This window comes from Neisseria sp. P0013.S005, from assembly GCF_051958425.1.
Lineage (GTDB): Bacteria > Pseudomonadota > Gammaproteobacteria > Burkholderiales > Neisseriaceae > Neisseria > Neisseria subflava.
Window position 1 is genome coordinate 15,855 of the sequence record NZ_JBQCVL010000001.1, and the last position, 23,273, is coordinate 39,127.

Sequence of the window (23,273 nt, forward strand, 5' to 3'; positions counted from 1 at the left end):
CTATTGATTATCTATTCCCAAAGCTTGAAACAAGTTTTTTGATTAACGCCAAATACTTACACAATTCCCTTTTTAAACCAAATCAATATGTTTTAAAAAAGTTCAATAAGGAATCATGTTTTTATTCAATATAATCAATCACTAAATGAATTATTCTACTTTTTTATAATATTCACTAGTAATGTTCCGCTTATCCTGATATTATACCGCTCATCTAAAGACATCCGGTTATCTGCATTAAAGACCGTTCATCTGAATTGCTTCAAACCACTTTGTCGGATTTTCCTATAGTATGTTGTGTTTCTCCGTATCGAAGGGGTTTGAGCGGTCGAAATACCGTATTGCTTAGATATTAAAGCTTCGTGCTTTGAAATGAGTGAATTTTTGTTTTAAGTGTCGTAATCTCTTGCTAATTACTCCCAGCTGCAAGAGTTTCAGGGTTGCCCCCTTGGGCAGCCCTTCTTTTTTATCTTCCATTTTTTCAGCAATCAAGCCTTCCCTGCCCTATACACATAGTCAAAATCGCAGGCAAGGCCGCCCTTCTCCTCAACTTCCAATCTTCTTCAATTCATTATTCGGCATCACCAGCCAAACCTGTGCCTTTTTAACTTGAGCCGCAGTACGGATGGCCGCCTCATCCATAATGGAGAACGCTGTAGAAAAGGCATCGGCAACCGCCGCACTCTCCGCCATGACGCTCATGCTTTTATAACGCGGTTGGCTTCCGCCTGTACGAGGATCAAAAAGATGGGTAAATTTGCCAGCTTCGTCCATTACCGTGCCATAGCCGCCCGATGTGGCAAAGGCTTGGTTTTTCATGGCAATGGTGGTCAGGATCTGGTCTTCTTGGTCGGGATTGCGAATGCTGACATTCCACTCGCGCCGGTTGGCATTATCAAAGCCGTAAATTTCCCCCATATCAATCAATGCCTGGGTAACGCTTTGCTGCTTTAACAATTCGACTACTTTATCAGTGATATAGCCCTGCGCAATGCCGTTGAGCGACAAGCCCATGCCTTTTTGGGCAAAACGGATTTCTTTGGTATCAAAATCGATTTTGTTGAAATCCACTAATTTGAGCGTGTCTTTGATACTGCGTTCGGATGGCGGCGTTTCGGTTTTGGGGTTTCGCCTGAAATGGTCGGCATACAGATTCCACAATGGCTGAATGCTGGGATCAAATGCACCCTGCGTCAGCTGATGGATATCTCGGCTGATGCTGAGCAGCTGCAAAAAATCGGATGGCGGATTTTTCAGACGGCCTTCTCGGTTTAAACGGCTGATCAGGCTGTCGTCCCGATACAGGCTGAATATTTTTTCCAATCGTGAAACTTCCGCCAATACTTTGTTGACCAGTATTTCCGCCTGCTTGCGCTCAACGCCGAACAACCGCAATTCCGCGCCCGAACCCAATGCAATGCCTCTCCAAATAACTGGCTGCTCTTCTTGATTCTGGCTGGCCGAATGAGTCGGCTGATTGGTTTTGCGGCTGATGGCAAAAGGAATGCCAACACCGGCGGCAAATGTGGCGGCGATGGCAAGGAAACGGCGGCGCGTTAAAGGGGTGGACATAAAGTATTCCTTGGATTTTTTATCTTTACATTGAAAGCCGCATTCATTAAATCATCAATCGGCAGCTTCCAACACAAAGGCCGTCTGAAACTGTTTCAGACGGCCTTTTATTGATTGTTTTATTTGAAAATGTATTCGTCGGGCATCTCTGCAAAACCGACTACTCTGCCGCCTTTTTCTTTGGAGAATTTTTCAGCCTGAGCCTTGTCGGCAAACGGAAGCGCGTCTTCTGCACCCATGCCGCCGATAAAGCTGCTTTCGATGACATAATAGGCTTTTTTCGCATCTATCCATTCGGCGTCGGCATTGGGTTTTTCCCAATCTTTGACTTTACCCATATCGGTAACATAGATGGCATTAATACCTTTAGGCTCTTCAGGCAGCTTGGTGTAGCCGAACATCTGCTTGATGGTGGAAAACCAAACCGGTTTGTCAGGTTTGCCGTTCAAGAAGATTTGCGCTTTAGGACCGTTGTGTTCGGTCAAATTCATGCTGCAGTAATGACCGACTGCGCTGTCGCTGATTTGTTGGGGCGCAGGCGGAGGAGTATTTTCCTGTTTGCTACAAGCAGATAAAGCAAGGATGGTGAATGCTGTAAATAATATTTTTCTCATATTTGTCTCTTTCCGAAAATCCAGGCGGCTAAGACCAAGGGAATGATAACCCATAATACCTGCGCCGTCAGCAAAACCGGCATAGTCAGGCTGATTTGATCGCTCAAACCGGCCATACCTGCGTACATGGCGGTGTTTTCATAACCGGTCAGGTTGAGCAGACGGTAAATGTCGGAAGGATTGAACAAGAGAATGGTTTCCACAACAGGCGCGGTAATGACTTGTTCAGTATCGGCAACCAAAATACCCAAAAGCGCCATATCGAAAATCACCACAAAAAACAGCCATACGCCGATGGCGATACCGGCGGCGGTACCGCGTTCTTTGACTTTCGCGCTGATCAAATAACCCATAGACAAAAAAGCTGCACCAAGAATCACACTGGCAACAATCAGGAGGGCAAAAGGCTTCCATGCGGCAAGGTCAAAGCCGCCGTTGGCAAGCTGGAGGGTAATGCCCGCCAATCCGTAGCCAGCCGTGGTGGCAAGGGCAAGGATGATGAGATGGCCGATAAATTTGCCGGCAAGGATTTGGTTGCGCGAAATCGGATAGCTCAACAACAGCGCCATCGTGCCGCGTTCGATTTCGCCAATCAGCGCATCATAAGAGAGCAACATCGCAATCAGCGGAATCAGGAAAATCGACAGACTGGAGAGGCTGACAACGGTAACGGTCAACGGATCGACTTTGACTGTGCCGGTGGGCGAGCTGCCCAGGAAACCCAATGACAGGGCAAGCGCGGCAAGCAGGAGTGCGGCGGCGAGGACCCAACGGTTGCGCAGGCTGTCGCGGACTTCTTTGCCGGTAATAATCCAAACGGGGTTCATACGTCTTCCCTTTTTAAGAATTGTGCGTACATATCGTCAAGTGTCGGGGTATGGATATCGATATAGGCAAGGTTGCCCAAATCACCCAATTCGCTCAAAAGTCCCATACGTTCTTCGGCTTTACATTGCGCTTTATACGACAGGCCGTCTGAAAGCGGCTGCCAACGCTCGCTCAACGGGCGCGCTTCTTTTAAACGGACATTGACGGTCAACGGCAAACCACTTTGGACATGCAGCTCATCCATGCTGCCATCGGCAACTTTCACGCCATTTTTCATGACGATAATGCGGTCGGCGTGGCCATCGAGTTCGGCAAGCGCGTGCGTGCTGAGCAATACGGTTGCACCGCGTCCATTCAGCTCGCGCACGACTTCGTAAAACATTTGGCGTGAAGCCGGATCAAGGCCCGTGGTCGGTTCGTCAAACAATAAGACTTTAGGCTCGCCCAATAAGGCTTGTGCCAAAGCGAGACGTTGGCGCATACCTTTGGAGTAAGTGCTGACACGGCGGCGTGCCGCTTGAGAAATGCCGACGCGTTCCAACAACTCACGGTTTTTACTCAAGGGCTGTTTTTTCAGCTTGGCATAGAAATCCATGGTTTCAATGCCGGTCAATGAAGGATGAAGCGCGACGGTTTCAGGCAGGTAGCCGATTTGACTGCGAAGCAGTGCGCCTGCCTTGCTGCCGGTACGCTCGCCCAGTAACATGACTTCACCTTCGGTCGGCGTAATCAGACCGAGTATCAGCTTCATGATGGTGGATTTGCCTGCACCGTTATGCCCTGCCATGCCGACGCTTTCGCCTGCTTTGAGGACTAAATCGACTTGGTTGACGGCTTTTTGACTGCCGAATTGTTTAGTCACGTTTCTTAATTCGACGTGGTTGGTCATGAATAATTCCTTTGTGCCGTTTCAGACGGCCTCATTCAAAAGGCCGTCTGAAAACATGTTTAATTCAAAGATCCGTTTTCGGCATTACTCCAATTGGATTGGCGCGTATTGGCTTCGTGCAACAGCTCATCCTTCATGGCTTCGTATTTGGTACTTGTTTTGTTGCTGATCGGTTTCATCAATGGCTTACTGTCGATGACGCCGCCCGGCAAAATAGCGGGGAACTGTGATTGCGCCCATTTGACAATACTGACGGCAGGACTGTTCATCAGCAAACGGGACACAGGAGCGCGCCAAATGATTTGATCGATGATGCCGTTCGGTCGATAGGCGTTGTCGCCAAAACCATCGCCATCAAGATCGAATGCGCTGTTGTCGCTCCAATAATTGCCTCGTCCGCCCTCTCCCCAATCAAGGAAACGGGTGCTGACGTATTTGACTTGGCTTTCGTTGTTGATAAACGAATTATTGAACAGGCTTGTGCCTTCAATGGCCGCGGTAAAGTGAATACCGATTTGACAGTTTTCAAAATGGTTGTCAAAAATTTTATTGAAGTTGGCGTTATAGGCGAATACGCATTTACCGGCTTTGTTGATAATATTGTCGTTAATATCGGAATAGTTGACGTAATTGAGCATGATACCTTGGTCACGGCTGCCCACGGCGATATTGCCATACACTTTAAGACGCTCTGAGAACATCAACACATAGCCCATATTGTTGCCAACGGAGATGTTGTTGCTAACCTCGCTGTCGTTGGTGTACATATAATGTACTGCAAAACGCAAATCGCTGAAACGATTGCCTTTATAGGTATTGTTTGTACTGGTATTGGAGAAAATACCGTCACGGCCTTTGGAAATATCGTTGTCGACTACTTGCGCACCCGGCGCATTCCAAACCGTTACGCCATTACCGCGCTCATTCACGCGCAATGTAGCTTCCCCGACAATCTTATTTTCGCGCACCATCGATTCTGCCGCTCCATGGATGTACACGCCGACAGAGTTGTCCAAGACATTATTGTGTTCAATCAATGCGCGCGGAGCCGTCTCCTCAAGATAAATCCCTGCATCCATGGCCGGCAGGCTCAAGCCTGAATTGGAAACAGTCAGATTACGCAGGGTCACGTCAGGCGCATGAACGGCAATGGTGCGCCCACTCCTATCACCGACGATCTTGGCGGAGCGGTCGGCCGGACCTTCAATGGTAATCGGTTTGTCGATATAAAGTTTGGTCTTGTATGTACCGGAGGCAAGCTTGAGCGTATCGCCGGCTTGGGCGCGCGCTAAAGCATCATTGAGATTGTCTTGTGCGGATACGTTGATGACTGTGGCAAAGGCCGTCTGAACCATACTGCCCAACAGCAATACGAATGCGGCACGTTGCCATTTGGAACGATGGGATGGTGTATGCGTCATAATCATATCTCAATTTCAGACGGCCTGTTTCCTACATGATAAACATATGCAGAAACAGGTATTTTGATGTTATAGCAAAGCTGTCTGATGATGGTTTATATTTCATTGACATATTGACTGACAAACAGCTTTGCTATAAAGGCCGTCTGAAAGAATGTCTTTTCAGACGGCCTAAAGGATTAAATCATCAAACCAAAATTATTTTGGTTTAACAATCATTTGACCTGACATTTCCATGTGCAATGCGTGGCAGAACCATTGGCAGTAGTACCAGTGTACGCCTGGACGGACTGCTTTGAAGGTTACAGAAGATGTCGCTTGCGGGCTAATCTCCATAGCGATACCGTAGCCTTCCAAAGTGAAGCCGTGAGTCAAGTCCTCAATAGTCTCAACGTTGGTCACGTATACGGTCACTTCGTCGCCTTGGTTCACTTCAAATTGAGGGATACTGAATGCAGGCGCAACGGCAGTCATGTACACGCGTACTTTGTTGCCTTCGCGTACGACTTTAGCGGCTTTTTCCAACTCAACGCCGTCTTTTTGCGCTTGTTCCAAAGCATCTTTCCAGAACCATGGGTCTTTGCGGTCCCAAGTTTTGCTTGGGTTCACTTTGGAAGCGGAAACCAGACAGAAGTCGTGCGGTTCTGCAAAAGTCGGGTTGTCGTGAACCAGACGCATTTCATCGCCGGAGATGTCGATCAATTGGTCACACTCAGGTTTCAGAGGACCTGCGTTCAGGAAGCGGTCTTTGGAGAATTTGTTCAAAGACACCAACCATTTACCGTCGGCTTCTTTGGTTTCGCCCATGGTAGTGTGGTTGTGGCCAGGTTGATAGTGAACGTCCAGTTTTTGTTTGATCGGATCGATTTTCTCGCCTTTGTACGCTTTAATCGCATCATCGATGTTCCATTTTACCATTTGGCTGTCGATAAACAATGTTGTATAAGCATTGCCGCGACCGTCAAATGCAGTGTGTAAAGGGCCAAGACCCAGTTGAGGCTCAGCTACGACAACATCGCGCTCTTTGATTTTGCCTGCAAACAAATCGTCCAGTTTGCTGACATCCAATACGGTAACGGTTGGAGACAGTTTACCGTTGAGCATGATGTATTTGCCGTCAGGGCTTGCGTTACAGCCGTGAGGAGAGTTAGGCACAGGGATGTAGCGGGTGTATGGAGAGTTGGCTTCTGCACGGCCGTCCAACATTTTCACGCCGTTAACTTCTTTGAAGTCACCTTTTTTGATGCCTTCTTCGATAGCAGCCAGGTTAAATACTACACACCAGTCTTGCTCGTTAGAAGAAGCACCTTGTACAGTCAGAGCGCGCTCAGAGTTATAGCAGGTAGAGAAAGAGTATTTACCTTGGTAGTCGGCATCGCCGTTGTCCAAGTTACCGTCTACCAAAACTTGCCATGCGATCTCCATGGTTTCGCCGTCAATTGCGGTATAAACGGCATTCCAAGTTTTAGGATCATCCCATTTGCCTACGCCGTCAACAGGAACGATATGCTCGCCGTTGGCAAAAACGTAACCGGTTTTCGGATAACGTTGCGGACGCAGGCCGTGGATACCTGAAGCATTAGGAATATCAATGATTTTATCGGTTTTCATCACATCCAAGCGGATACGGCAAACACGGGTGTTTGCTTTATCGTTGGCGTAAGCATAACGGCCATCGTAAGTTTGGTCGGTGAAAGACAAGTGTGGGTGGTGCAAGTCGCCGTTAGGGTAGCAACGCAAACCGCTGTCTTGCAAGAATTTACGAGTTTCTTCGGTAATATTTCCGTTGAGGACTTTCAAGCTCTCATTGGTACGACCCCAACCGGTAGCGCTGTCCATATTGAATACAGGGATACGCATCAGTTCGCGCATAGACGGCAAACCGATCAAGCGCATTTCGCCTGATTGACCGCCTGAGAGGAAACCGTAGTATTGGTCAAGTTCACCTGGACCCACTTCGGAAGTCATTTTGCCCGGCTCGGCAGAATGAGCAGCTGCTTTTTCAGCAGGAGCTGCGCCAGAAGCAGCAGCTTTATCACCCTCACCGTTAGAGCAACCGGCCAAGCCCAACAAACCGGCACCGGCAATGCCTGCACCGGAAGCAGCGGCAGTACCTAAGAATGAACGACGGCTTAAGCCGTTTTGTTCTAATTTTTCGTCTGACATACGACACTCCTTGGATAAAATCCGGCGGCCGATTTTTTTCAGACGGCCTGCCGATGAAAAAATTTCTAAGTCGGGCTGCCGATACAGCCCTCTTTTTTTTATAAATAACTACTTATCAACACTAATTGCCGATTCTTTTTTAACAAACTGAACAACTTGTTCTTGAGCCTTTTGCGTTGCTGCCGCATCATGCTGCTCAGATTTTGCCGCCGCTTGCTTTTGTTTTTTCTTATTCGTTGCCACTACTTGAGGACAACGTGTATCGTGGTGATACATTACCTGGCAATGCAGGCATTGGATACATTCGTTCGGATGAATATCGCCTTCTGGTGCAATGGCCTGAACCGGACATTCATGTGTACAAATCTGACAAGGGTTGCCACACATTTTATAGCGGCGCAGCCAGTCAAACACACGGAAGCGACCCGGCAATGCGATACCCGCACCCAAAGGACACAGATAACGACAGAAGAAACGTTCGATAAACAAACCGGCAATCAGCAAAGCTGCAGCAAACAATACAAACCACCATTCGCGCATAAACTTCAGAATAATTGCGGTTTTGAAAGGTTCAACTTCTGCAAATTTTTCAGCAGTGCCCAAGTCGTACAGGGAAATAGCCAGCAAACCGAAGAAGATGACGTATTTAATGGCTGTCAGGCGCGTATGCAACAAATGTGGCACAGTAATTTGTTTTACGCCCAGTTTTTTAGCAACACGATTGGTCAACTCCTGCAATGAACCGAAAGGACACAGCCAGCCGCAGAACGTACCCCTGTTCCACAACAGCATGGTCGCCGCTGTAAAGAGCCACAGAATGAACACCAGCGGATCCATCAGGAAAAATTCCCAGTGGAACTCAGTCAAAATTGCGGAGAACAAGGTCAGCGTATTGACAACCGATAATTGTGCTTGCGCATACCAACCAATATAAACCAAGGTAAATGTCAAGAAGCATAGGCGGAAACGGTCATACCATTTTTCGTAACGTACAATCCAGTCTTGGAATAGGAATACCAACAGGAGAATTGTCAAAGCAATACCGACAACAATAATTTGACCTTGTTTAGCTTTCCAAACCTGTTTCCAAAGTTGGTTGGAAACACCATCATCACCGGCAGTCGCATCTTCGGCAATACCCGTACTTTCAGGAGCTGAAGCTACAGCCGCAACTTGCTCAACCGGCGCGCTGATTTCAACAGGTGGTGCTTTTGGATCATCGACATAGTAGCCTTTTGGCAATTCGTAATCCAAATCTGCAGTTACGAAAGCTTTATCGTTAACGCTCAACACACGTTGAATCATCAGTTGTAAACGCCATGGCTCGGCAGCATCAAATTCCACACCTTCAGGGATAGTAAACCAAGAAACCTCTTTAAATGCAGGCGCACCTTCCGCTGCCAAAGCAACCACACGCTCATGTTGTGCATCGGTAAAACGGAAGCTGGTATCGCCCTGAATCATTTCGATACGGTCAAAGATACCGCCACGCACATAGCCTGAGCCCTTCCAAGAGTATCGGCCTTCACCAGCAACCATAATTGCCTGTTGACCTGGTTGCAAACGTTTTTGCAGATTATTCCAACCTGCCTCACCTAAAAGGCTTTTACCGATAGAAGGTTGGCTGACCAAAGCGACATATAAATCAACGAATGTATCGTTACCATCACCCTGCTCTGCATGATCTGCAACACCGGCTTTACCGCCTTTTTCAAATAATTTGTTGATATCATCAACAGAAATATGCAGATGACCAACAGCTTTTTGTTCTAACAACGCATTCCAAGACTGAATGTCTTGTTTATCAGGATTCACAGCACGACGGGGACGGGTTTGAACCGCAGGCTCATTTGCAGCCTGCTCACCAGAAGCGGCAGCAGCACCGGCTTGAGTCGCTTTATCAGTACCCAAATGATATTGATGAATAACCGATTTGACAGAACGCTGAATACTGTCGTTAATCACCATCAACGTTACAGTCGCACCACTGATGATATCCGCGGGAGCCACGCCAGGCTGCGGAGGATTTTTAATAAAATTTAAGCCAATATATTTATCAATGAATTTATCGACTCGGGATTGCGGAATACCGATCAGCATAATTGGTTCATGGTGCTCAACCAATTTTGCTCCCGCAATAGTGCCATCATTGGCCAAGGCGATCATCGTATCAATCGGCTTACTCGAATAACCGCGCGTATTAACCACGTCAGTCGTGATATAAACCAGACCAAGCTGCTCTTCGCCTTTATATACACGAGCAACCAAAGGCTTACCTTCAGGTTTGCCGTAGCGATCAGCACCAGGAAAAATTTCAGAAGGCTGAATTTTTGCCAAGAAATCAGGCAAGCGCTCCGCGTAAGCAGGCAGGCTTACTATCATCATAGAAAACACAGCAAAAAGCACAAGGATTCGTTTCCAAATGCCACTTAAACACTTTACTTCAAGGCAGGACATGGCTATTCCCGATATATCGATACTCTAAACACTTATATTATATGAATCATCTATCGGCAATAATTTGATTAAAATCAAATTTACAAATCTTAAAACCAAATTCCACATGCTAATAATACTTTAGAACTATAAAAATAAATCTTTTATTAGTAGACATGAAATATAGGAAAATCAACTCAATCCAATAACCATCTCAATATCGTTAACTTATTTATAATAATACTCAAAACAATTTCTAAAATTTCATTTAGCATATATTAAATAGAATATAACCTGACTTAAATTTTCATAGGCCGTCTGAAACCGAATATCGAAGATACTTTAACCTGCCCCTGCAATGACAAAATACATTTCTTGCAAAAACAAAAAGAGCCTGTATAAAACAGGCTCTTTTTCAGACTAATCTTAAGTCAGATTAGAATTTGTGACGCAGGCCAACAGTACCAGCAGTTTTCTCGTATTTATTGTCGCCTTTACCTTCTTTCAACCAACCGGCAGACAGCAAGGCAGAAGTGCGTTTAGAGAAGTCGTAGTCGGCACCAACGATAACTTGGTTGTAAACGCTGTTCTCTTGTTTCACGCCTTTTTCTTTAGCTTTGAAACCGTGAGCGTAAGAAACACGAGGAGTTACGTTACCGAAGCGGTAAGCCGCAGTTGCACCAACTTCAACACGTTCGTTTTTCTTAGCATTTGCGACATCTTCTTTGAAGCCTTCGTATTGACCCACAACAGCAACCATCAGGTTGTTAGCATCGTAACCAGCAGTCAGACGGTGTGCTTGGTGATCTTTGTAAGTACCAGCAGTCAAGGTAGTGTTGCCGTTGAATGTATCCAAGTAGCCAGCATCCAAGACAGCATGTTTAGCGAAAGAACCAGCATAGCGACCAAAGAAGCCAGAGTTTTCGTAGTTCAGACCCAAATCGTAAGACGCACGGGTTTTCACAGCGTGATCGTATTTATCGCCAGGGTTGGCATTGTCGCGAGGCTGGTATTGAACGCTTGCGCTGAAACCACCAAACACAGGGGTATCGTAACGTACAGATACTTTGCGACCATCTACACGTTTGATTTTACCCAATTGCAGAGCATCTGCGTTAGCATCACTAGACTCCCAAGGGTCGAAGCTGTCGCTGCTTTCGTTCAGAGTAGTATCCAAGTTACCGACACGAACTTTACCGAAGCCACCTTCTAAACCGATGAAAGATTCACGGTTAGCAAAACCAGAGTTACCACCGGCAATAGAAGTGTTTTGTTCAACTTGCCAAATAGCATTCAGGTTGCTACCCAAGTGTTCGTGACCTTTGAAACCGATACGAGAGCCGAAGTCAGCAATCTCAGTAGCAGTTTTAGAAGAAGTCTTACCCTCTTTTACTTTAGAAACTTCCACGCCAGCTTTGATTTGACCGTACAGAGTCACATCAGCCATAGCTGCAACAGGCAGAGCTGCCAAAGTCAGAGCAATCAGAGATTTTTTCATTGCTGTATTCCTTTTCTATTGTGAAGAAATAACTTAAGCAGACCGGACAATCCGCTTAGGCTTACTTTATCGCTGGAATCAGCGATTCCATGACTGTCACTATAATTGTTCCTCTCTAAAAAAACAAACTTTATTCAACTCCCCCCACTACCGCAGAAACCAAATAAAGGTAGAGACAACCCCAAAAGTAGAAATTTATTATTTAAAATCAATGATAAATTTATTTAAAACCAATATTTGCATTTTTACAACACTTTATCAGTTTACACATCAATCACGCTATTTTGTTGCTTTTATACCAACAATCCGCAGTTAGGCCGTCTGAAAATCATTACCTAGAACGCTCATCCACTCGGGCAAAGATAGTTGTGTCACCCCAAACTTATCAGGATAGTCAACACCTGTTAGATACAGACCATCCGACATAAACGTTGGCGGAGCCTTCAATCTACTTTTTGCATGAAAGACCGATTCAAACTCATCCACACTGATTCTGCCACTTCCCACATACACCAATGCACCCATAATATTGCGCACCATATGATGCAAGAATGCATTTCCATGCAAATCAAGGCACAGATAGCGAGAAGTTCCACTAATACTTATCCTATATAGTGTTTTTATAGGAGATTTCGCCTGACATTCAGCCGCTCGAAAACTAGAAAAGTCATGCTCACCCTCCAATAAGGCAGCAGCCTGCCTCATCAGATTTACATCTAATTTCAAATGCGTCCATCCTACTCTGCCAACCAATAATGGAGAACGAACCGGTGAAGACTCCAATAAATAACGATAATGGCGGCCATAAGCATCAAATCGGGCATGAAAATGAGATGCAACTTTTTGCGCAAGTAACACAGCAACACCATCAGGCAAATGTGCATTGACGCCACGCACCCATGCTTGCTCCGGACGACTTACTGATGTATCAAAATGCACTACCTGGGCAGTTGCATGCACACCTGTATCCGTCCTTCCCGCAACAATAGTATTAATTTGCTCCCCTGCTATTGAAGACAACGCCTGCTCTAAGGCCGTCTGAACAGTTGGCAAATCTCCAGCCTGTTTTTGCCAACCATAAAAACGGCTACCGTCATAAGAGAGGGTCAAAGCCCAACGCTGCATCAGATGCCCTGTTGTATTTGCTTGTTCAGTCATTTCTTATACTTCTTGTAAATTGATATTGTTGCCTACGCTCAAACAACAAATATTAAAAAGGAGTGATCAACACACGCCTCTCATGTATTTCAGACGGCCTTTATCTTCAACCATCATATAAAGCTGAAATCTTACCCAACCAATCATAGACTCAGACAAAATCTTGCTTTTTAATTTACCATAAAAAAGATGCCGTCTGAAACGGCATCTTCATTTGACTGGCACTTATGCGCCAAGTTCTTTCATCAATTTTTGGGCTTTATGCAGAATATCGCCTTCAGCCTCTTCAATCAGCCCTTGCAATGTTTCTCGAGCCGCTTCAGGATCACCGATTTCGATATACATCTTAGCCAAATCATATTTGGCTTCAAGCGGTGCAGTCATGCCGACTGATTCTGAAACAAAGCCTCTTTCACTATTGCTTTTATCGGCAGCCACTGAAACATCTTCAGCTCCCCATTCCAATGCACCTTCTTCAATCACAAACTCAGAAGCAGCTTCTTCTTTCTCTACTTCTTCTTTGATTTCTTGAATTTGCAAGTCTTGATCTTGCTTGACATCGAATGGCAGCACATGGCTGTCTGAAGCTTCAGGGGTTTCTACCGTAAACTCGAGTGGCTCTTCATTTCTTGACTCGGAGACTTTTTTCTCTGCCGCCAAATCAAACTCAGCAAATGTATTTACCTGCTCTTCTTTACGTTCCGGCATAACAACCGATACTGGCTGATACGGATTTTCTGGTTCAGGCTCGTACACGCTTTCTGTTGATTCGATACTATCCCAATCAGCATGGCGGCGTTGCTCTGTCTCAACATCATGCGTTACTGCACCTGAAAGAATACCTGCCTGACTATTGTCAATCTTACCCAAATCAAGTTTGACATCATCGATATTGGAAGATTCTTCTACTTCATTGATAACCACATCATCTTCGAAATCATCTTCGATAAACAGACCGTCTTGAGTTTTTTCAGACGGCGTTACTTTAGTTGCAGCAACCGCAGCAGCTGAAGCAGCAACATTTTTCTGTACAACCTTCTCTTCATCCTTACGGCTTACAGGTGCTTCTTCCAGCTCGTCATTACGTTTACCGGCAGCTTTCAATAACAACCAAGCAACAATAAGGGCTGCACCGCCTGCCAATAACCATTTCCATAAATTGCCGTCTGATTCGCTTTCTGTTTGCTCCGCGACAGAATCCGTGGTTGCAACAGGCTCAGAAGCCACTACATTCTCTTGAGCATCAGAAGCCATAGCTTCTTGACCATCAGATGCAGGAACAGTCGATGCGGTGTTTTCATTGACCGCTGCAGATGCTGCTTGTTCTGCTTGTTCAGCTGAAGCTTGTTTCACTTCTTCCTGTTGCTGTGTATTTACACCAGCATCTTTAACCTGGGCTTCAGTTTGAGCCTCAGGCTGAACAACAGGTTTTTCTGTTTTAGCTTCTGTTGCATTGGCGGCTTCATTGCCTTTCTCTGTCGCTGTATTGGTTTTAGCAGGAGCAGACACAGCCAAGCGTTGCAATTCGCTACGGTTTGGAATATTCAGTACTTTACCTGCCAACATACGGTTGGCATTATTATCAATAAACACATCCGGATTGGCATTTACCAAAGCCTGAATGGTTTGATCCAAGGTCATACCCTGCGGACGGATGCTGGACGCGATGGCAATCAGGGTTTCACCCGTACGCACCAAATGCTGCCTGCCTGAACGTGCAGCCGTGTCGTTTTTAGCAGAGGCCGTCTGAACTTGTTTTTTCTCAGCCTTACGCTGTACATCCTTACGCGCTCGAGCTGTCTGATTACCTGCTGCTTTATTGTTTTTAGTTGCAGGCTGTTGGGCATTGCGTGTCGGCTCGGAAGATTGAGATTCAGTGACCGGACGGATACGAACAGATGCAGCATCTTTAGAATCATATCCGGCCGGATCGATAATAGCGGTGTACTCACGCGATTGCGCGCCAACACCTACTTGGAAAACCAAAACAGGATCTTTGATGGCTTTAGAAGAGCGGATGGTAACGACTGCCTTATCGCCTGATTTGCGTACCGCTGCGCGCAAATTGCCATTTGAAATAGTGGCCTTACCGCCATTAAGCAGAGCCTGAGCTTCCTCGCCAGTTACAGTGATACTGCCTGTAAAAGGCTCACCCAAATGAGATTGAACATTCAAGCCGCCCAAACCTGCAGAGGCACTGAGCGATGTCATTAAAGCAATAGAAGCTGTAATTAATTTAATATTGTGATGTTTTTTCAAAACTGATCCCCTGTTCGGAAATTATGGTACTAACCAATGTGCACGCATTTAACCATATATTTACTAGATATTACGTCATGATATATTTTTAACCCATTCCTGCCAAGCAATAGAGGCTATTCAGCCTAAAATTCCTTAGCAAATCTATTACTTTTGCATGCTTGTGTTTCTTTTTTACAAATTTCGCCAACCCAAAACAAATATTTCATATAAATATGTGCGATATTAAAGTCATGGTGAAACGTGCAAAAAAACACATCTCCCTGTATGATTAGCATTTACTCAATTAGTTTCATCATTAATATATGAAGATTTTGAGCGACTTATTCGCCGTATTCTTATTTTTCATCACATACATCATCACCAAAGACATGATTGCCGCAACAACTGTTGCGGTTATCGTCGGTATTGCCCAAGCTGCGCTGACCTTTTGGAAACACCGCAAGCTGGACACCATGCAATGGGTCAGCCTGATTTTGATTGTCTTTTTTGGCGGTGCAACGATTCTGCTGAAAGACAACCGCTTTATCATGTGGAAACCAACCGTTCTGTTTTGGATCGGCGCGATCGTCATGCTGTTCAGCCACCTGGCCGGTAAAAACGGGCTTAAAGCCGTCATGGGCAAAGAAATGCAGCTCCCTGATTTTGTATGGACACGCCTGACTTATGCATGGATTGGCTTCCTAATTTTTATGGGTGCGGCCAACCTCTTTGTCTTTACGTATTTTCCAGACCAATGGGTCAATTACAAACTGTTCGGCACATTGGGCTTCACAATCATTTTTTCCATCGCACAGGGTATGTATCTGATGCGTTTCCAGCCTAAGGAGGATCAATAATGGAATATTTCATGCTTTTGGCCACTGATGCCGAAGATGTCCACGAAGCACGCATGGCGGCCCGCCCTGCTCATTTGGCACGCTTAGAAGAATTGAAAGCGCAAGGCCGTCTGCTGACTGCCGGCCCCAATCCTCTACCAGATAATCCGGAACGTGTTTCCGGCAGCCTGATTGTGGCTCAATTTGAATCTTTGGACGCTGCACAAGAATGGGCAGAACAAGACCCTTACGTTGATGCCGGCGTATACGCAGAAGTATTGATTAAACCCTTTAAAGCCGTGTTCAAATGAGCAATATTCGTCAAATTATCGAGGAACGCCTGCGAACGCTTGAGCCTGAGTTCTTCGATTTTGAAGATGAAAGCCATCTGCATGCCGGCCATGCCGGTAATAAAGGCGGCGGGCATTACGCCATAGTGGTGGTCAGCAACGCATTTGAAAACATTGGCCGCCTCCAGCGGCAACGTATGATTAAGCAGCTTTTACAGGACTTGTTTTCAGACGGCCTGATTCATGCACTCAGTATCAAAGCGGCCACGCCGGACGAATACTTCCATTAAGATTACTGCCCAAACTTTGATTTCCAATCATTAATTTAAATGAGAAATACGATGAAAAAAACCTACTTTGCTTCAGCCTTGATGTTTGCCCTGACTTCCGGCACACTGTTTGCCCAAACTTTGGTAACCGTCAACGGTCAAGCCATCGACAGCAGCGTTATCGATGACCAAGTTGCTTCCGTACGCGCCAGCAACCCGAACGTTCAAGACACTCCTGAATTGCGTCAAATGCTGACTGAACGCCAAATTATCAGCACTGTTGTTACCCAAGAAGCCAAAAAATTAAAACTGGATCAAAGCGCTGAATTCAAAGCTGCATTGGAGCAAGCGCGTGCCGATGCCGCCAAGCAAGGCGCAGATAAAAAAGCCACATTCAAAACCGAATGGGCAGTTTTCGAAAATGATTTGCTAGGCCAAGCTTTCGCGGCGCATATCGTCCGTCAATATCCTGTTCAAGAAAAAGATGTCAAAGCCGCTTACAACGACTTCAGCAACTTCTACAAAGGTACTCAGGAAGTCCAACTGGGCGAAATCTTAACCGACAGCAGCAGCAATGCCCAAAAAGCCATTGCCGATTTGGATGCGAAAAAAAGCTTTGTTTCGGTATTGAACCAATACTCAATTGACGAAGCGGCCAAAAAAGCCGGCGGCATCCCTAAAGCTTATGTTCCGCTTAAAGATTTGCAAGAATCAGCGCCTCCGCTTTACGCTGCTGTCAAAGACCTGAAAAAAGGTGCGCACACTAAAACGCCTCTGCAAAACGGTAATCTGTACGCTGTTTTCTATGTCAATGACCGCCGTAATGTTACCGTTCCTTCTTACGAAGCCTCTAAAAACGAGATTGGCAGCGACTTACAGGGAGCCCGTGTTGATGCGGCCATTCAATCATTACTGAAAAAAGCCAGCATCAAAGTCAACAAATAATATAACATGCCCGCCGTGATAACGGCGGGCAATAAGGAACTCACATGAACATCAAGCCCAAAACTGCCGTTTTGGCTATCCTCGCCCTATCGACCGTCGGCTTGGCAACCGCCAAAGCACCTGAAATCGATCCTGCACGTATCGACAGCATGGTCGCCGAAGTATTAAGACAGGCCGATCAACATCCCAACCAGACTGCCAAACCCGATGGTCAGGCAATCCGCAAAGATGTGGTTACACGTTTGCAGACTTTGGAAGTTTTGAAAAATGAAGCCATCAAGGCTGGTTTGGATAAAGATGCAGAAATACAGAATCAGTTTAAAAATGTGGAAGCTGAGTTTTATGCCAACCAATACGCTGCTTATCTAGAACGTCAAACCGCGGTTGACGATGCCGAATTGCGCCGTTTCTACGACCAGCAAACACGCATCATCAAGCTGCAACAAGTCAGCTTTGCTTCAGCCGAAGAAGTCCGCGCAGCGCAAGAACTGCTGCTCAAAGGCTTGTCATTTGAAGAGCTGATGAAACGCTATCCCAACCCCGAACAAGAGTTCGACGGCTTCATCTCTCCGCAGCAGCTTTCGCCTCAACTGGCTACCTCTTTTGCCGACATGAACCGAGGTGATGTAACGCATGAGCCGATTCAGATGGGAAACCGTTTTTATCTGTTTAAACTCAGCGCCGTAGAGCGTAATCCTAATGCCGAACCTTTCGAACTGGTACGCAATCAGATTGCCCAAGCTGTCAAACGACAAAAAGTCGAGAATCAGATCGAACGTATCTTGAAAGAAAACGGCATTAATCCGTAAATTAATTCAATGGTTTCAGGCCGTCTGAAACTATATTTGAACTCAGAGGGCGTATCTTACGCCCTTTTTTACAACTCCTTTTATTCACACAAGATTATGCGCGCTGTTATCCAAAAAGTTACCCAAGCCAAAGTTGACGTTTTGTCCGAAAACTCCTGTGAAACCTGCGGCGAAATCAACAACGGATTTATGATATTGCTCGGCGTTACCCACACCGATACAGAAGCGGACGCCAAATACATTGCGGATAAAACCGCCAACCTACGTATCTTTGAAGACGAAAACGGAAAATTAAATTTATCGCTCAAAGATGTCGGCGGCTCGATATTACTGGTTTCCCAGTTTACCCTTTACGCCGATGCGCGCAGCGGCCGCCGCCCATCTTTCTCCAATGCCGCGCCCGCAGAACTAGCGGATAAACTTTATCAATACACCGCACAACTTCTACGCGAACATGGATTGACTGTCGAAACCGGCAGATTCCAAACCCATATGCAGGTTTCCCTTTGCAATGATGGGCCGGTTACCTTATTGCTTGATTCGCAAAAAACATTCTAAATTCCATCAAAAAAGGCCGTCTGAAATATTTCAGACGGCCTTTCCATTTCTGATCATTACTCAATCAAGCCTTGCGCTTTCACCCAGTTCACAATATCTGCCTCAACGGCTTCAGGCGAACCCGGATTGTCGATTTTGACACCGTACTCATCAGCACCCAGCTCTTCCAAAATTTCCAGCTGAGAATCCAGCATTCCGGCTTTCATATAATGCCCCTGACGCGACAGCATACGCTCAAGATTGATTGCTTGAGGCGGGGTCAGATGGATAAAAGCCACCTTCCCTTCTGCACCACGCAGAATATCGCGGTATTGGCGTTTGAGTGCGGAACAAGTAACAATGGAATATTTTTCCCCATTTTTTGCCTGCTCCGTCATCCAGTCACGCAAATTGCCCAGCCATGGGTAAGGTCGAAATTTTTAGTCACATCAAAAGAATTTGGGGCTGTAGCGTTTTTGTACGATTCCCCAAACATCCATCATACTTTTTCTTAAAAACTGAAGTGCCATGATACAAAGGCCGTCTGAAAAATTCTTCAGACGGCCTTAATTCTTAAACTTCTGCCGGTGGTTGCGGTGTATCTTCATCTTCCTGCTGCGTTTTCACTTTGGCAAAGCGGCTGAACCAAATGCCTGCTTCGTAGAGCAGAATCAGCGGAACAGCAAGCAGGGTTTGAGAAATTACATCAGGTGGCGTGATGATTGCGGCCACGACAAACGCACCGACAATCACATACGGACGCGCATTCTTAAGCTGTGCAGTCGAAACAATGCCCATTTTTGCAAGCAACACCACAACGACGGGCACTTCAAACGTCGTACCGAATGCGACAAACATGCCCAAAATAAAGGACAGGTATTTGTCGATATCGGTCGCCATATTGACGCCGACAGGGGTTACACCGGCCAAGAATTTGAAAATCACGGGAAATACCAAAAAATAGGCAAACGCCATCCCAACGAAGAAGAGCGTCACGCTGGACAACACTAGCGGCGTAATCAAGCGTTTTTCGTTTTGGTATAAGGCAGGGGCAACAAACGCCCAAACTTGATACAGCGTGTGCGGCAACGACAGTAGAAATGCCGCCATCAGAGTAACCTTGACCGGCACAAAAAACGGCGCGATCACATCGGTTGCAATCATGCTGGTATCTTTAGGCAGATTGGCCATTAATGGTTCGGCAACAAAGGTATAGAGCTGCTGGGCAAACGGCATCATGCCCAAAAAGCAGACGACGATACCGATGACGATCCACATCATGCGGCGGCGCAGCTCGAGAAGATGCTCGATAAGCGGTTGGACGGGTTGTTCGTGTTGAGGTTCGGACACCGGTTGACTCACTTTTTACTTACGGACGCGCAGTTTGGGCTTGGCGTGGAATTTCGGGCGCATATCGCGTTTGCGGCTCATCGCCTGCTTACGCAAAGAAGTCGTATGCGGCGGAGGAACATCGGCAACAGGGGATTCGACATAGCTGACTTCTACCGCAGGAGCAGGTGAAACCGAAGCCGTCAAATACTCACGCCAAGCGCGGTCTTGCTCGGATTCGGCATTTTCAGCCTCGACAAGCTCTTGGGTTTGCACTGCCCCACCCTGCTCAGAAGCTTGGATTGCACTTTCATTCTCAGTGCTTTTTGAAGCCAGATCAGGCAAAGGATTGCCAAGCTCATCCACACCGAAATCGGCAGGCGTTTTCTGTTCGGGCAGGCGTTCCCACGGCTTGAGGCCGTCTGAAATATCGCTCAGATTTTTTTGTGCATCGTTGCCCAAGTCTTTGATACCGTCGCGAAACTCAGATGCGGCGGTTTCAAATTCCTGCTTCACCTTGCGCAATTCGTCCAACTCAGCCTGAGTGTTGAGCTCCTGCTTGACGTTGTTGACGAATCCTTGCAATTTGCCGACCAAACGCCCAGCCGTGCGCGCGGCTTGCGGCAGACGTTCGGGGCCAAGCACTATCAGGGCGACAACGCCAACCAGCAGCAATTCGCCCAAACCGAAATCAAACATGGATTATGCTTTGTCTTCGTCTTTTTTGTGTTCGATGACTTCGTCTTTTTTGGCATCTTTGCCATCTGTACCTTCGTTCAGGCCTTGTTTGAAGTCATGTACTGCACCGCCGAGGTCTTTGCCGACGTTGCGCAATTTTTTGGTACCGAATACCAAAACGACGATAATCAGTACGATAATCCAGTGCCAGAGAGAGAAGCTACCCATGATAAATCCTTGAATTTGTTAAAAATAGATAATAATTATGCAGGCGTACCCATGATATGGATATGCAGGTGGAAGACTTCTTGTCCGCCACCTTTGCCTGTGTTGATCAGGGTTTTGAAACCGTCGGTCAAACCAGCCTCATGGGCGATTTGAGGAACTTTCAACATCATTTTGCCCAACAGGGTTTGATGTTCGGCGGTTGCGTGTGCCAGTGAATCGAAGTGCACTTTCGGAATCAGCAGCAGATGCACCGGCGCGGCAGGACGGATGTCTTTGAAACAAAGCATCTCATCGTCTTCGTAAACGGTTTGTGCCGGAATATCTTTGGTTGCGATTTTGCAAAAAATACAATTATCCATAATGGCTCCAATGGCCGTCTGAAAACAGGCGTGACGGGTTTCGACCAAAAAAGGGAAATCGTTTTTGCCCCAAGAGACGGATTCTGAAACAGGTCAAGTACGGGATTGTAATATAAATTCAAGATTCTTTGCGAGAAGCTTTTTCCACTAATCCCGACAAACCTTGACGGCGCGCAAGCTCGTTGACCACATCTTCAGCGCGCAATCCGTGATGCGCCAATAAAACCATGGTGTGAAACCACAAATCCGCCACTTCGTAAACCAAATGTTCGCCACCGCCATCTTTAGAGGCCATCAAGGTTTCACCTGCTTCCTCGATGACTTTTTTCAGAATCTTGTCTTCGCCTTTATGCAGCAGTTGGGCAACGTAAGAAGCATCCGGATCTCCGCCTTTGCGCGAATCGATGACGTTTTGAATTTGGGTAAGGATAGTATCGGTCATGGTCGGTTTCTCTTATTTTCTTTCAGACGGCCTTAAGGATGTTTATGTCCGTAGATTGCTTCTTCATCTTTCAACACGGCATCGACTGTCTGCCATGCGCCGTCTTGCCAAACTTTGTAAAAACAGCTTTCGCGCCCTGTATGGCAGGCAATGCCGCCGTTTTGTTCAATCAGCATGACGACTGCGTCGCCATCGCAATCCAGGCGCAATTCATGTACTTTTTGCGTATGTCCGGACTCTTCGCCCTTCATCCATTGTTTTTGGCGGGAACGGCTGTAATAGTGGGCAAAACCGGTTTCTACGGTTTTTTGCAGGGCTTCGGCGTTCATCCAGGCAACCATCAGCACACGGCGTGTCTGCCAATCTTGGGCAATGGCGCAAACCAAACCTTTTTCATCAAATTTTACGGCATTCAGCAGCGTTTCGTTTATATTCGACATGTGCGTCTTTCTCCCATATTTTTCAGACGGCCTTTGGATAGCAATCACAAACGCACTTCGATTCCTGCTTCGCGCATGGTCAGTTTCGCTTCGCGGATACTCGCTTCGCCAAAGTGGAAAATACTGGCGGCCAATACCGCATCGGCCTTTCCTTCTTTAATGCCGTCCACCAAATGTTGAACCGAACCGACGCCGCCGGAAGCAATAACCGGAATATCGACCGCTTCGCTGACCGCGCGTGTCAAAGGCAGGTTGAAACCTTGCTTGGTACCGTCCCGATCCATACTGGTCAGCAAAATTTCGCCCGCACCGCGCCGCTGCATTTCGACAGCCCATTCCACCGCGTCCAAACCGGTCGGATTACGTCCGCCGTGGGTAAAGATTTCCCAACGGGTGTTTTCAGGGTTGACCGCTTTGGCATCGACGGCTACAACAATCGCTTGCGAACCAAAAAAACCGGCTGCTTCGTTTACCAAATCAGGATTGGTTACAGCGGCCGTATTGATGCTGGCCTTATCGGCACCGGCATTAAGCAGACGACGGATATCAGCAACCGTACGCACGCCGCCGCCGACCGTCAATGGAATAAAAACTTGTGAAGCGACTGCCTCAATAACGTGCAAAATAGTGTCGCGATTGTCGCTGGAAGCAGTAATATCCAAAAAGGTCAACTCATCCGCGCCTTCATCGTTGTAGCGTTTGGCAACGTCAACCGGATTACCTGCATCGCGCAAACCCAAAAAGTTGACACCTTTTACCACGCGACCGTCTTTTACATCCAGACAAGGAATTATTCGTTTTGACAATGCCATACTCAATACCTCTTATCCGTTATCAGGCCGTCTGAAACCGTCAGGCCAAAAATTTGCTCAACCAATCCGGCAAATGTTGCAACAGCTGAAAATAACCAATCCCCGCTATCATTGCCAAAATGCAGGAGATGATGAAATTGCTGTCGATGCGGCCGACTATGGAAAAAATCAAACCGGCAAATGCCCACACTATCCCATTGAAAATCATCCAATAGGTGTCGATAATCGGCAAATCAAACGCCGTCAGCTGCCGTAGTATCACTGCAATCAGTGTAAACCACAAACTTTCGCTTAGCGGATACACTTCGCGATCGGATGACCAGATAATCCAAAAACCCAAAACAAACGCTTCAAGCATACCAATCCCTTAATAAAATAAGATATTGAGTGAGTTGTTTTTTATAATTATTTCAGACAGATTTTAAGTCTAAGGACTTTGCAAAATGCCGCTTTTGAAGGTATTTTCAGCTATGCGC

The 23,273-nt window shown here is 46.5% G+C and carries 24 protein-coding genes and 1 pseudogene; 6 read left to right on the top strand and 19 right to left on the bottom strand.

What is annotated here, in order from left to right:
* Positions 1 to 546: 546 nt before the first annotated feature.
* The 10 genes from ACTHTA_RS00075 to ACTHTA_RS00120 all read right to left on the bottom strand — a co-directional run bounded on the left by ACTHTA_RS00075 (position 547) and on the right by ACTHTA_RS00120 (position 14,793).
* Positions 547 to 1,572: an FAD:protein FMN transferase gene (locus ACTHTA_RS00075; protein ID WP_308186500.1), complete on the bottom strand. Its 1,026-nt coding sequence runs from the start codon at positions 1,570 to 1,572 to the stop codon at positions 547 to 549.
* 119 nt (positions 1,573 to 1,691) lie between these two features.
* A complete protein-coding gene (locus ACTHTA_RS00080; protein ID WP_070632491.1) occupies positions 1,692 to 2,186 on the bottom strand; it encodes a nitrous oxide reductase accessory protein NosL in 495 nt (164 codons plus the stop codon).
* Positions 2,183 to 3,013 (bottom strand): ABC transporter permease, encoded by an 831-nt coding sequence (locus ACTHTA_RS00085; protein WP_003684339.1) that lies wholly within the window; start codon positions 3,011 to 3,013, stop codon positions 2,183 to 2,185. Before ACTHTA_RS00085 ends, ACTHTA_RS00080 begins: the two co-directional genes overlap by 4 nt.
* Positions 3,010 to 3,903: an ABC transporter ATP-binding protein gene (locus tag ACTHTA_RS00090; RefSeq protein ID WP_049329549.1), complete on the bottom strand. Its 894-nt coding sequence runs from the start codon at positions 3,901 to 3,903 to the stop codon at positions 3,010 to 3,012. Before ACTHTA_RS00090 ends, ACTHTA_RS00085 begins: the two co-directional genes overlap by 4 nt.
* A 59-nt stretch (positions 3,904 to 3,962) precedes the next feature.
* A complete protein-coding gene (locus ACTHTA_RS00095; protein ID WP_431768184.1) occupies positions 3,963 to 5,324 on the bottom strand; it encodes a nitrous oxide reductase family maturation protein NosD in 1,362 nt (453 codons plus the stop codon).
* 198 nt (positions 5,325 to 5,522) lie between these two features.
* Positions 5,523 to 7,490: a TAT-dependent nitrous-oxide reductase gene (gene nosZ, locus ACTHTA_RS00100; protein ID WP_049350970.1), complete on the bottom strand. Its 1,968-nt coding sequence runs from the start codon at positions 7,488 to 7,490 to the stop codon at positions 5,523 to 5,525.
* Positions 7,491 to 7,598: 108 nt separating this feature from the next.
* Positions 7,599 to 9,947, bottom strand: a complete 2,349-nt coding sequence (locus ACTHTA_RS00105; RefSeq protein ID WP_440364302.1) for a 4Fe-4S binding protein — start codon at positions 9,945 to 9,947, stop codon at positions 7,599 to 7,601.
* A 415-nt stretch (positions 9,948 to 10,362) separates the two neighbouring features.
* Positions 10,363 to 11,424, bottom strand: coding sequence for a trimeric porin PorB (porB, locus tag ACTHTA_RS00110; RefSeq protein WP_283121771.1), 1,062 nt, complete (start codon positions 11,422 to 11,424; stop codon positions 10,363 to 10,365).
* 312 nt (positions 11,425 to 11,736) lie between these two features.
* Positions 11,737 to 12,582, bottom strand: coding sequence for a tRNA pseudouridine(38-40) synthase TruA (truA, locus tag ACTHTA_RS00115; protein ID WP_440375723.1), 846 nt, complete (start codon positions 12,580 to 12,582; stop codon positions 11,737 to 11,739).
* Between the two features lie 225 nt (positions 12,583 to 12,807).
* Complete coding sequence (locus ACTHTA_RS00120; RefSeq protein WP_440364309.1) at positions 12,808 to 14,793, bottom strand: FimV/HubP family polar landmark protein; 1,986 nt, start codon at positions 14,791 to 14,793, stop codon at positions 12,808 to 12,810.
* Between the two features lie 353 nt (positions 14,794 to 15,146).
* Between ACTHTA_RS00120 and ACTHTA_RS00125 the strand changes: the two genes are divergently transcribed.
* From ACTHTA_RS00125 to dtd, 6 genes are all read left to right on the top strand, one after another.
* Positions 15,147 to 15,680, top strand: coding sequence for a septation protein A (locus tag ACTHTA_RS00125; protein ID WP_049350972.1), 534 nt, complete (start codon positions 15,147 to 15,149; stop codon positions 15,678 to 15,680).
* Positions 15,680 to 15,970, top strand: a complete 291-nt coding sequence (locus ACTHTA_RS00130; protein WP_004519663.1) for a YciI family protein — start codon at positions 15,680 to 15,682, stop codon at positions 15,968 to 15,970. Before ACTHTA_RS00125 ends, ACTHTA_RS00130 begins: the two co-directional genes overlap by 1 nt.
* Positions 15,967 to 16,239 carry a BolA family protein gene (locus ACTHTA_RS00135; protein WP_049329542.1) on the top strand — a complete coding sequence of 91 codons (273 nt, stop codon included), beginning with the start codon at positions 15,967 to 15,969 and terminating at the stop codon, positions 16,237 to 16,239. Before ACTHTA_RS00130 ends, ACTHTA_RS00135 begins: the two co-directional genes overlap by 4 nt.
* Positions 16,240 to 16,290: 51 nt before the next feature.
* Positions 16,291 to 17,163, top strand: a complete 873-nt coding sequence (locus ACTHTA_RS00140) for a peptidyl-prolyl cis-trans isomerase (RefSeq protein WP_308887871.1) — start codon at positions 16,291 to 16,293, stop codon at positions 17,161 to 17,163.
* Between the two features lie 44 nt (positions 17,164 to 17,207).
* Positions 17,208 to 17,972: a peptidylprolyl isomerase gene (locus tag ACTHTA_RS00145; RefSeq protein WP_308887869.1), complete on the top strand. Its 765-nt coding sequence runs from the start codon at positions 17,208 to 17,210 to the stop codon at positions 17,970 to 17,972.
* A 96-nt stretch (positions 17,973 to 18,068) separates the two neighbouring features.
* Positions 18,069 to 18,530, top strand: coding sequence for a D-aminoacyl-tRNA deacylase (dtd, locus tag ACTHTA_RS00150; protein ID WP_049329571.1), 462 nt, complete (start codon positions 18,069 to 18,071; stop codon positions 18,528 to 18,530).
* 56 nt (positions 18,531 to 18,586) lie between these two features.
* Here dtd and ACTHTA_RS00155 read toward each other — a convergent pair.
* The 9 genes and pseudogenes from ACTHTA_RS00155 to ACTHTA_RS00195 all read right to left on the bottom strand — a co-directional run.
* Positions 18,587 to 18,937 (bottom strand): annotated as a pseudogene (locus ACTHTA_RS00155) (gluconokinase, GntK/IdnK-type); the annotation flags it as partial.
* Positions 18,938 to 19,082: 145 nt separating this feature from the next.
* Positions 19,083 to 19,859 (bottom strand): twin-arginine translocase subunit TatC, encoded by a 777-nt coding sequence (gene tatC / locus ACTHTA_RS00160; RefSeq protein ID WP_049350975.1) that lies wholly within the window; start codon positions 19,857 to 19,859, stop codon positions 19,083 to 19,085.
* A gap of 15 nt (positions 19,860 to 19,874) precedes the next feature.
* Positions 19,875 to 20,537: a Sec-independent protein translocase protein TatB gene (tatB, locus tag ACTHTA_RS00165; protein WP_440364304.1), complete on the bottom strand. Its 663-nt coding sequence runs from the start codon at positions 20,535 to 20,537 to the stop codon at positions 19,875 to 19,877.
* Between the two features lie 3 nt (positions 20,538 to 20,540).
* The gene (tatA, locus tag ACTHTA_RS00170) at positions 20,541 to 20,744 is read right to left on the bottom strand and encodes a Sec-independent protein translocase subunit TatA (RefSeq protein ID WP_003679438.1); all 204 of its coding nucleotides are present in this window, start codon (positions 20,742 to 20,744) and stop codon (positions 20,541 to 20,543) included.
* A 35-nt stretch (positions 20,745 to 20,779) separates the two neighbouring features.
* Complete coding sequence (locus ACTHTA_RS00175; protein WP_049329536.1) at positions 20,780 to 21,103, bottom strand: histidine triad nucleotide-binding protein; 324 nt, start codon at positions 21,101 to 21,103, stop codon at positions 20,780 to 20,782.
* Between the two features lie 118 nt (positions 21,104 to 21,221).
* A complete protein-coding gene (locus ACTHTA_RS00180) occupies positions 21,222 to 21,545 on the bottom strand; it encodes a phosphoribosyl-ATP diphosphatase (protein WP_003679440.1) in 324 nt (107 codons plus the stop codon).
* Positions 21,546 to 21,577: 32 nt separating this feature from the next.
* Entirely contained in the window at positions 21,578 to 21,985 is a 408-nt protein-coding gene (hisI, locus tag ACTHTA_RS00185; protein ID WP_063075327.1) for a phosphoribosyl-AMP cyclohydrolase, read from the bottom strand.
* Between the two features lie 44 nt (positions 21,986 to 22,029).
* On the bottom strand, positions 22,030 to 22,797 hold the full coding sequence (hisF, locus tag ACTHTA_RS00190) for an imidazole glycerol phosphate synthase subunit HisF (protein WP_049329534.1): 768 nt from the start codon (positions 22,795 to 22,797) through the stop codon (positions 22,030 to 22,032).
* A gap of 40 nt (positions 22,798 to 22,837) precedes the next feature.
* Complete coding sequence (locus ACTHTA_RS00195) at positions 22,838 to 23,155, bottom strand: hypothetical protein (protein ID WP_003684447.1); 318 nt, start codon at positions 23,153 to 23,155, stop codon at positions 22,838 to 22,840.
* Positions 23,156 to 23,273 lie beyond the last annotated feature (118 nt).

Excerpts from the sequence above, each read along its gene's own strand:
- ACTHTA_RS00075 (WP_308186500.1), bottom strand. The coding sequence starts at position 1,572 with ATGTCCACCCCTTTAACGCGCCGCCGTTTCCTTGCCATCGCCGCCACA.
- ACTHTA_RS00080 (WP_070632491.1), bottom strand. The coding sequence starts at position 2,186 with ATGAGAAAAATATTATTTACAGCATTCACCATCCTTGCTTTATCTGCT.
- ACTHTA_RS00085 (WP_003684339.1), bottom strand. The coding sequence starts at position 3,013 with ATGAACCCCGTTTGGATTATTACCGGCAAAGAAGTCCGCGACAGCCTG.
- ACTHTA_RS00090 (WP_049329549.1), bottom strand. The coding sequence starts at position 3,903 with ATGACCAACCACGTCGAATTAAGAAACGTGACTAAACAATTCGGCAGT.
- ACTHTA_RS00095 (WP_431768184.1), bottom strand. The coding sequence starts at position 5,324 with ATGACGCATACACCATCCCATCGTTCCAAATGGCAACGTGCCGCATTC.
- nosZ (WP_049350970.1), bottom strand. The coding sequence starts at position 7,490 with ATGTCAGACGAAAAATTAGAACAAAACGGCTTAAGCCGTCGTTCATTC.
- ACTHTA_RS00105 (WP_440364302.1), bottom strand. The coding sequence starts at position 9,947 with ATGTCCTGCCTTGAAGTAAAGTGTTTAAGTGGCATTTGGAAACGAATC.
- porB (WP_283121771.1), bottom strand. The coding sequence starts at position 11,424 with ATGAAAAAATCTCTGATTGCTCTGACTTTGGCAGCTCTGCCTGTTGCA.
- truA (WP_440375723.1), bottom strand. The coding sequence starts at position 12,582 with ATGACTGAACAAGCAAATACAACAGGGCATCTGATGCAGCGTTGGGCT.
- ACTHTA_RS00120 (WP_440364309.1), bottom strand. The coding sequence starts at position 14,793 with ATGACATCGCTCAGTGCCTCTGCAGGTTTGGGCGGCTTGAATGTTCAA.
- ACTHTA_RS00125 (WP_049350972.1), top strand. The coding sequence starts at position 15,147 with ATGAAGATTTTGAGCGACTTATTCGCCGTATTCTTATTTTTCATCACA.
- ACTHTA_RS00130 (WP_004519663.1), top strand. The coding sequence starts at position 15,680 with ATGGAATATTTCATGCTTTTGGCCACTGATGCCGAAGATGTCCACGAA.
- ACTHTA_RS00135 (WP_049329542.1), top strand. The coding sequence starts at position 15,967 with ATGAGCAATATTCGTCAAATTATCGAGGAACGCCTGCGAACGCTTGAG.
- ACTHTA_RS00140 (WP_308887871.1), top strand. The coding sequence starts at position 16,291 with ATGAAAAAAACCTACTTTGCTTCAGCCTTGATGTTTGCCCTGACTTCC.
- ACTHTA_RS00145 (WP_308887869.1), top strand. The coding sequence starts at position 17,208 with ATGAACATCAAGCCCAAAACTGCCGTTTTGGCTATCCTCGCCCTATCG.
- dtd (WP_049329571.1), top strand. The coding sequence starts at position 18,069 with ATGCGCGCTGTTATCCAAAAAGTTACCCAAGCCAAAGTTGACGTTTTG.
- tatB (WP_440364304.1), bottom strand. The coding sequence starts at position 20,537 with ATGTTTGATTTCGGTTTGGGCGAATTGCTGCTGGTTGGCGTTGTCGCC.
- tatA (WP_003679438.1), bottom strand. The coding sequence starts at position 20,744 with ATGGGTAGCTTCTCTCTCTGGCACTGGATTATCGTACTGATTATCGTC.
- ACTHTA_RS00175 (WP_049329536.1), bottom strand. The coding sequence starts at position 21,103 with ATGGATAATTGTATTTTTTGCAAAATCGCAACCAAAGATATTCCGGCA.
- ACTHTA_RS00180 (WP_003679440.1), bottom strand. The coding sequence starts at position 21,545 with ATGACCGATACTATCCTTACCCAAATTCAAAACGTCATCGATTCGCGC.
- hisI (WP_063075327.1), bottom strand. The coding sequence starts at position 21,985 with ATGTCGAATATAAACGAAACGCTGCTGAATGCCGTAAAATTTGATGAA.
- hisF (WP_049329534.1), bottom strand. The coding sequence starts at position 22,797 with ATGGCATTGTCAAAACGAATAATTCCTTGTCTGGATGTAAAAGACGGT.
- ACTHTA_RS00195 (WP_003684447.1), bottom strand. The coding sequence starts at position 23,155 with ATGCTTGAAGCGTTTGTTTTGGGTTTTTGGATTATCTGGTCATCCGAT.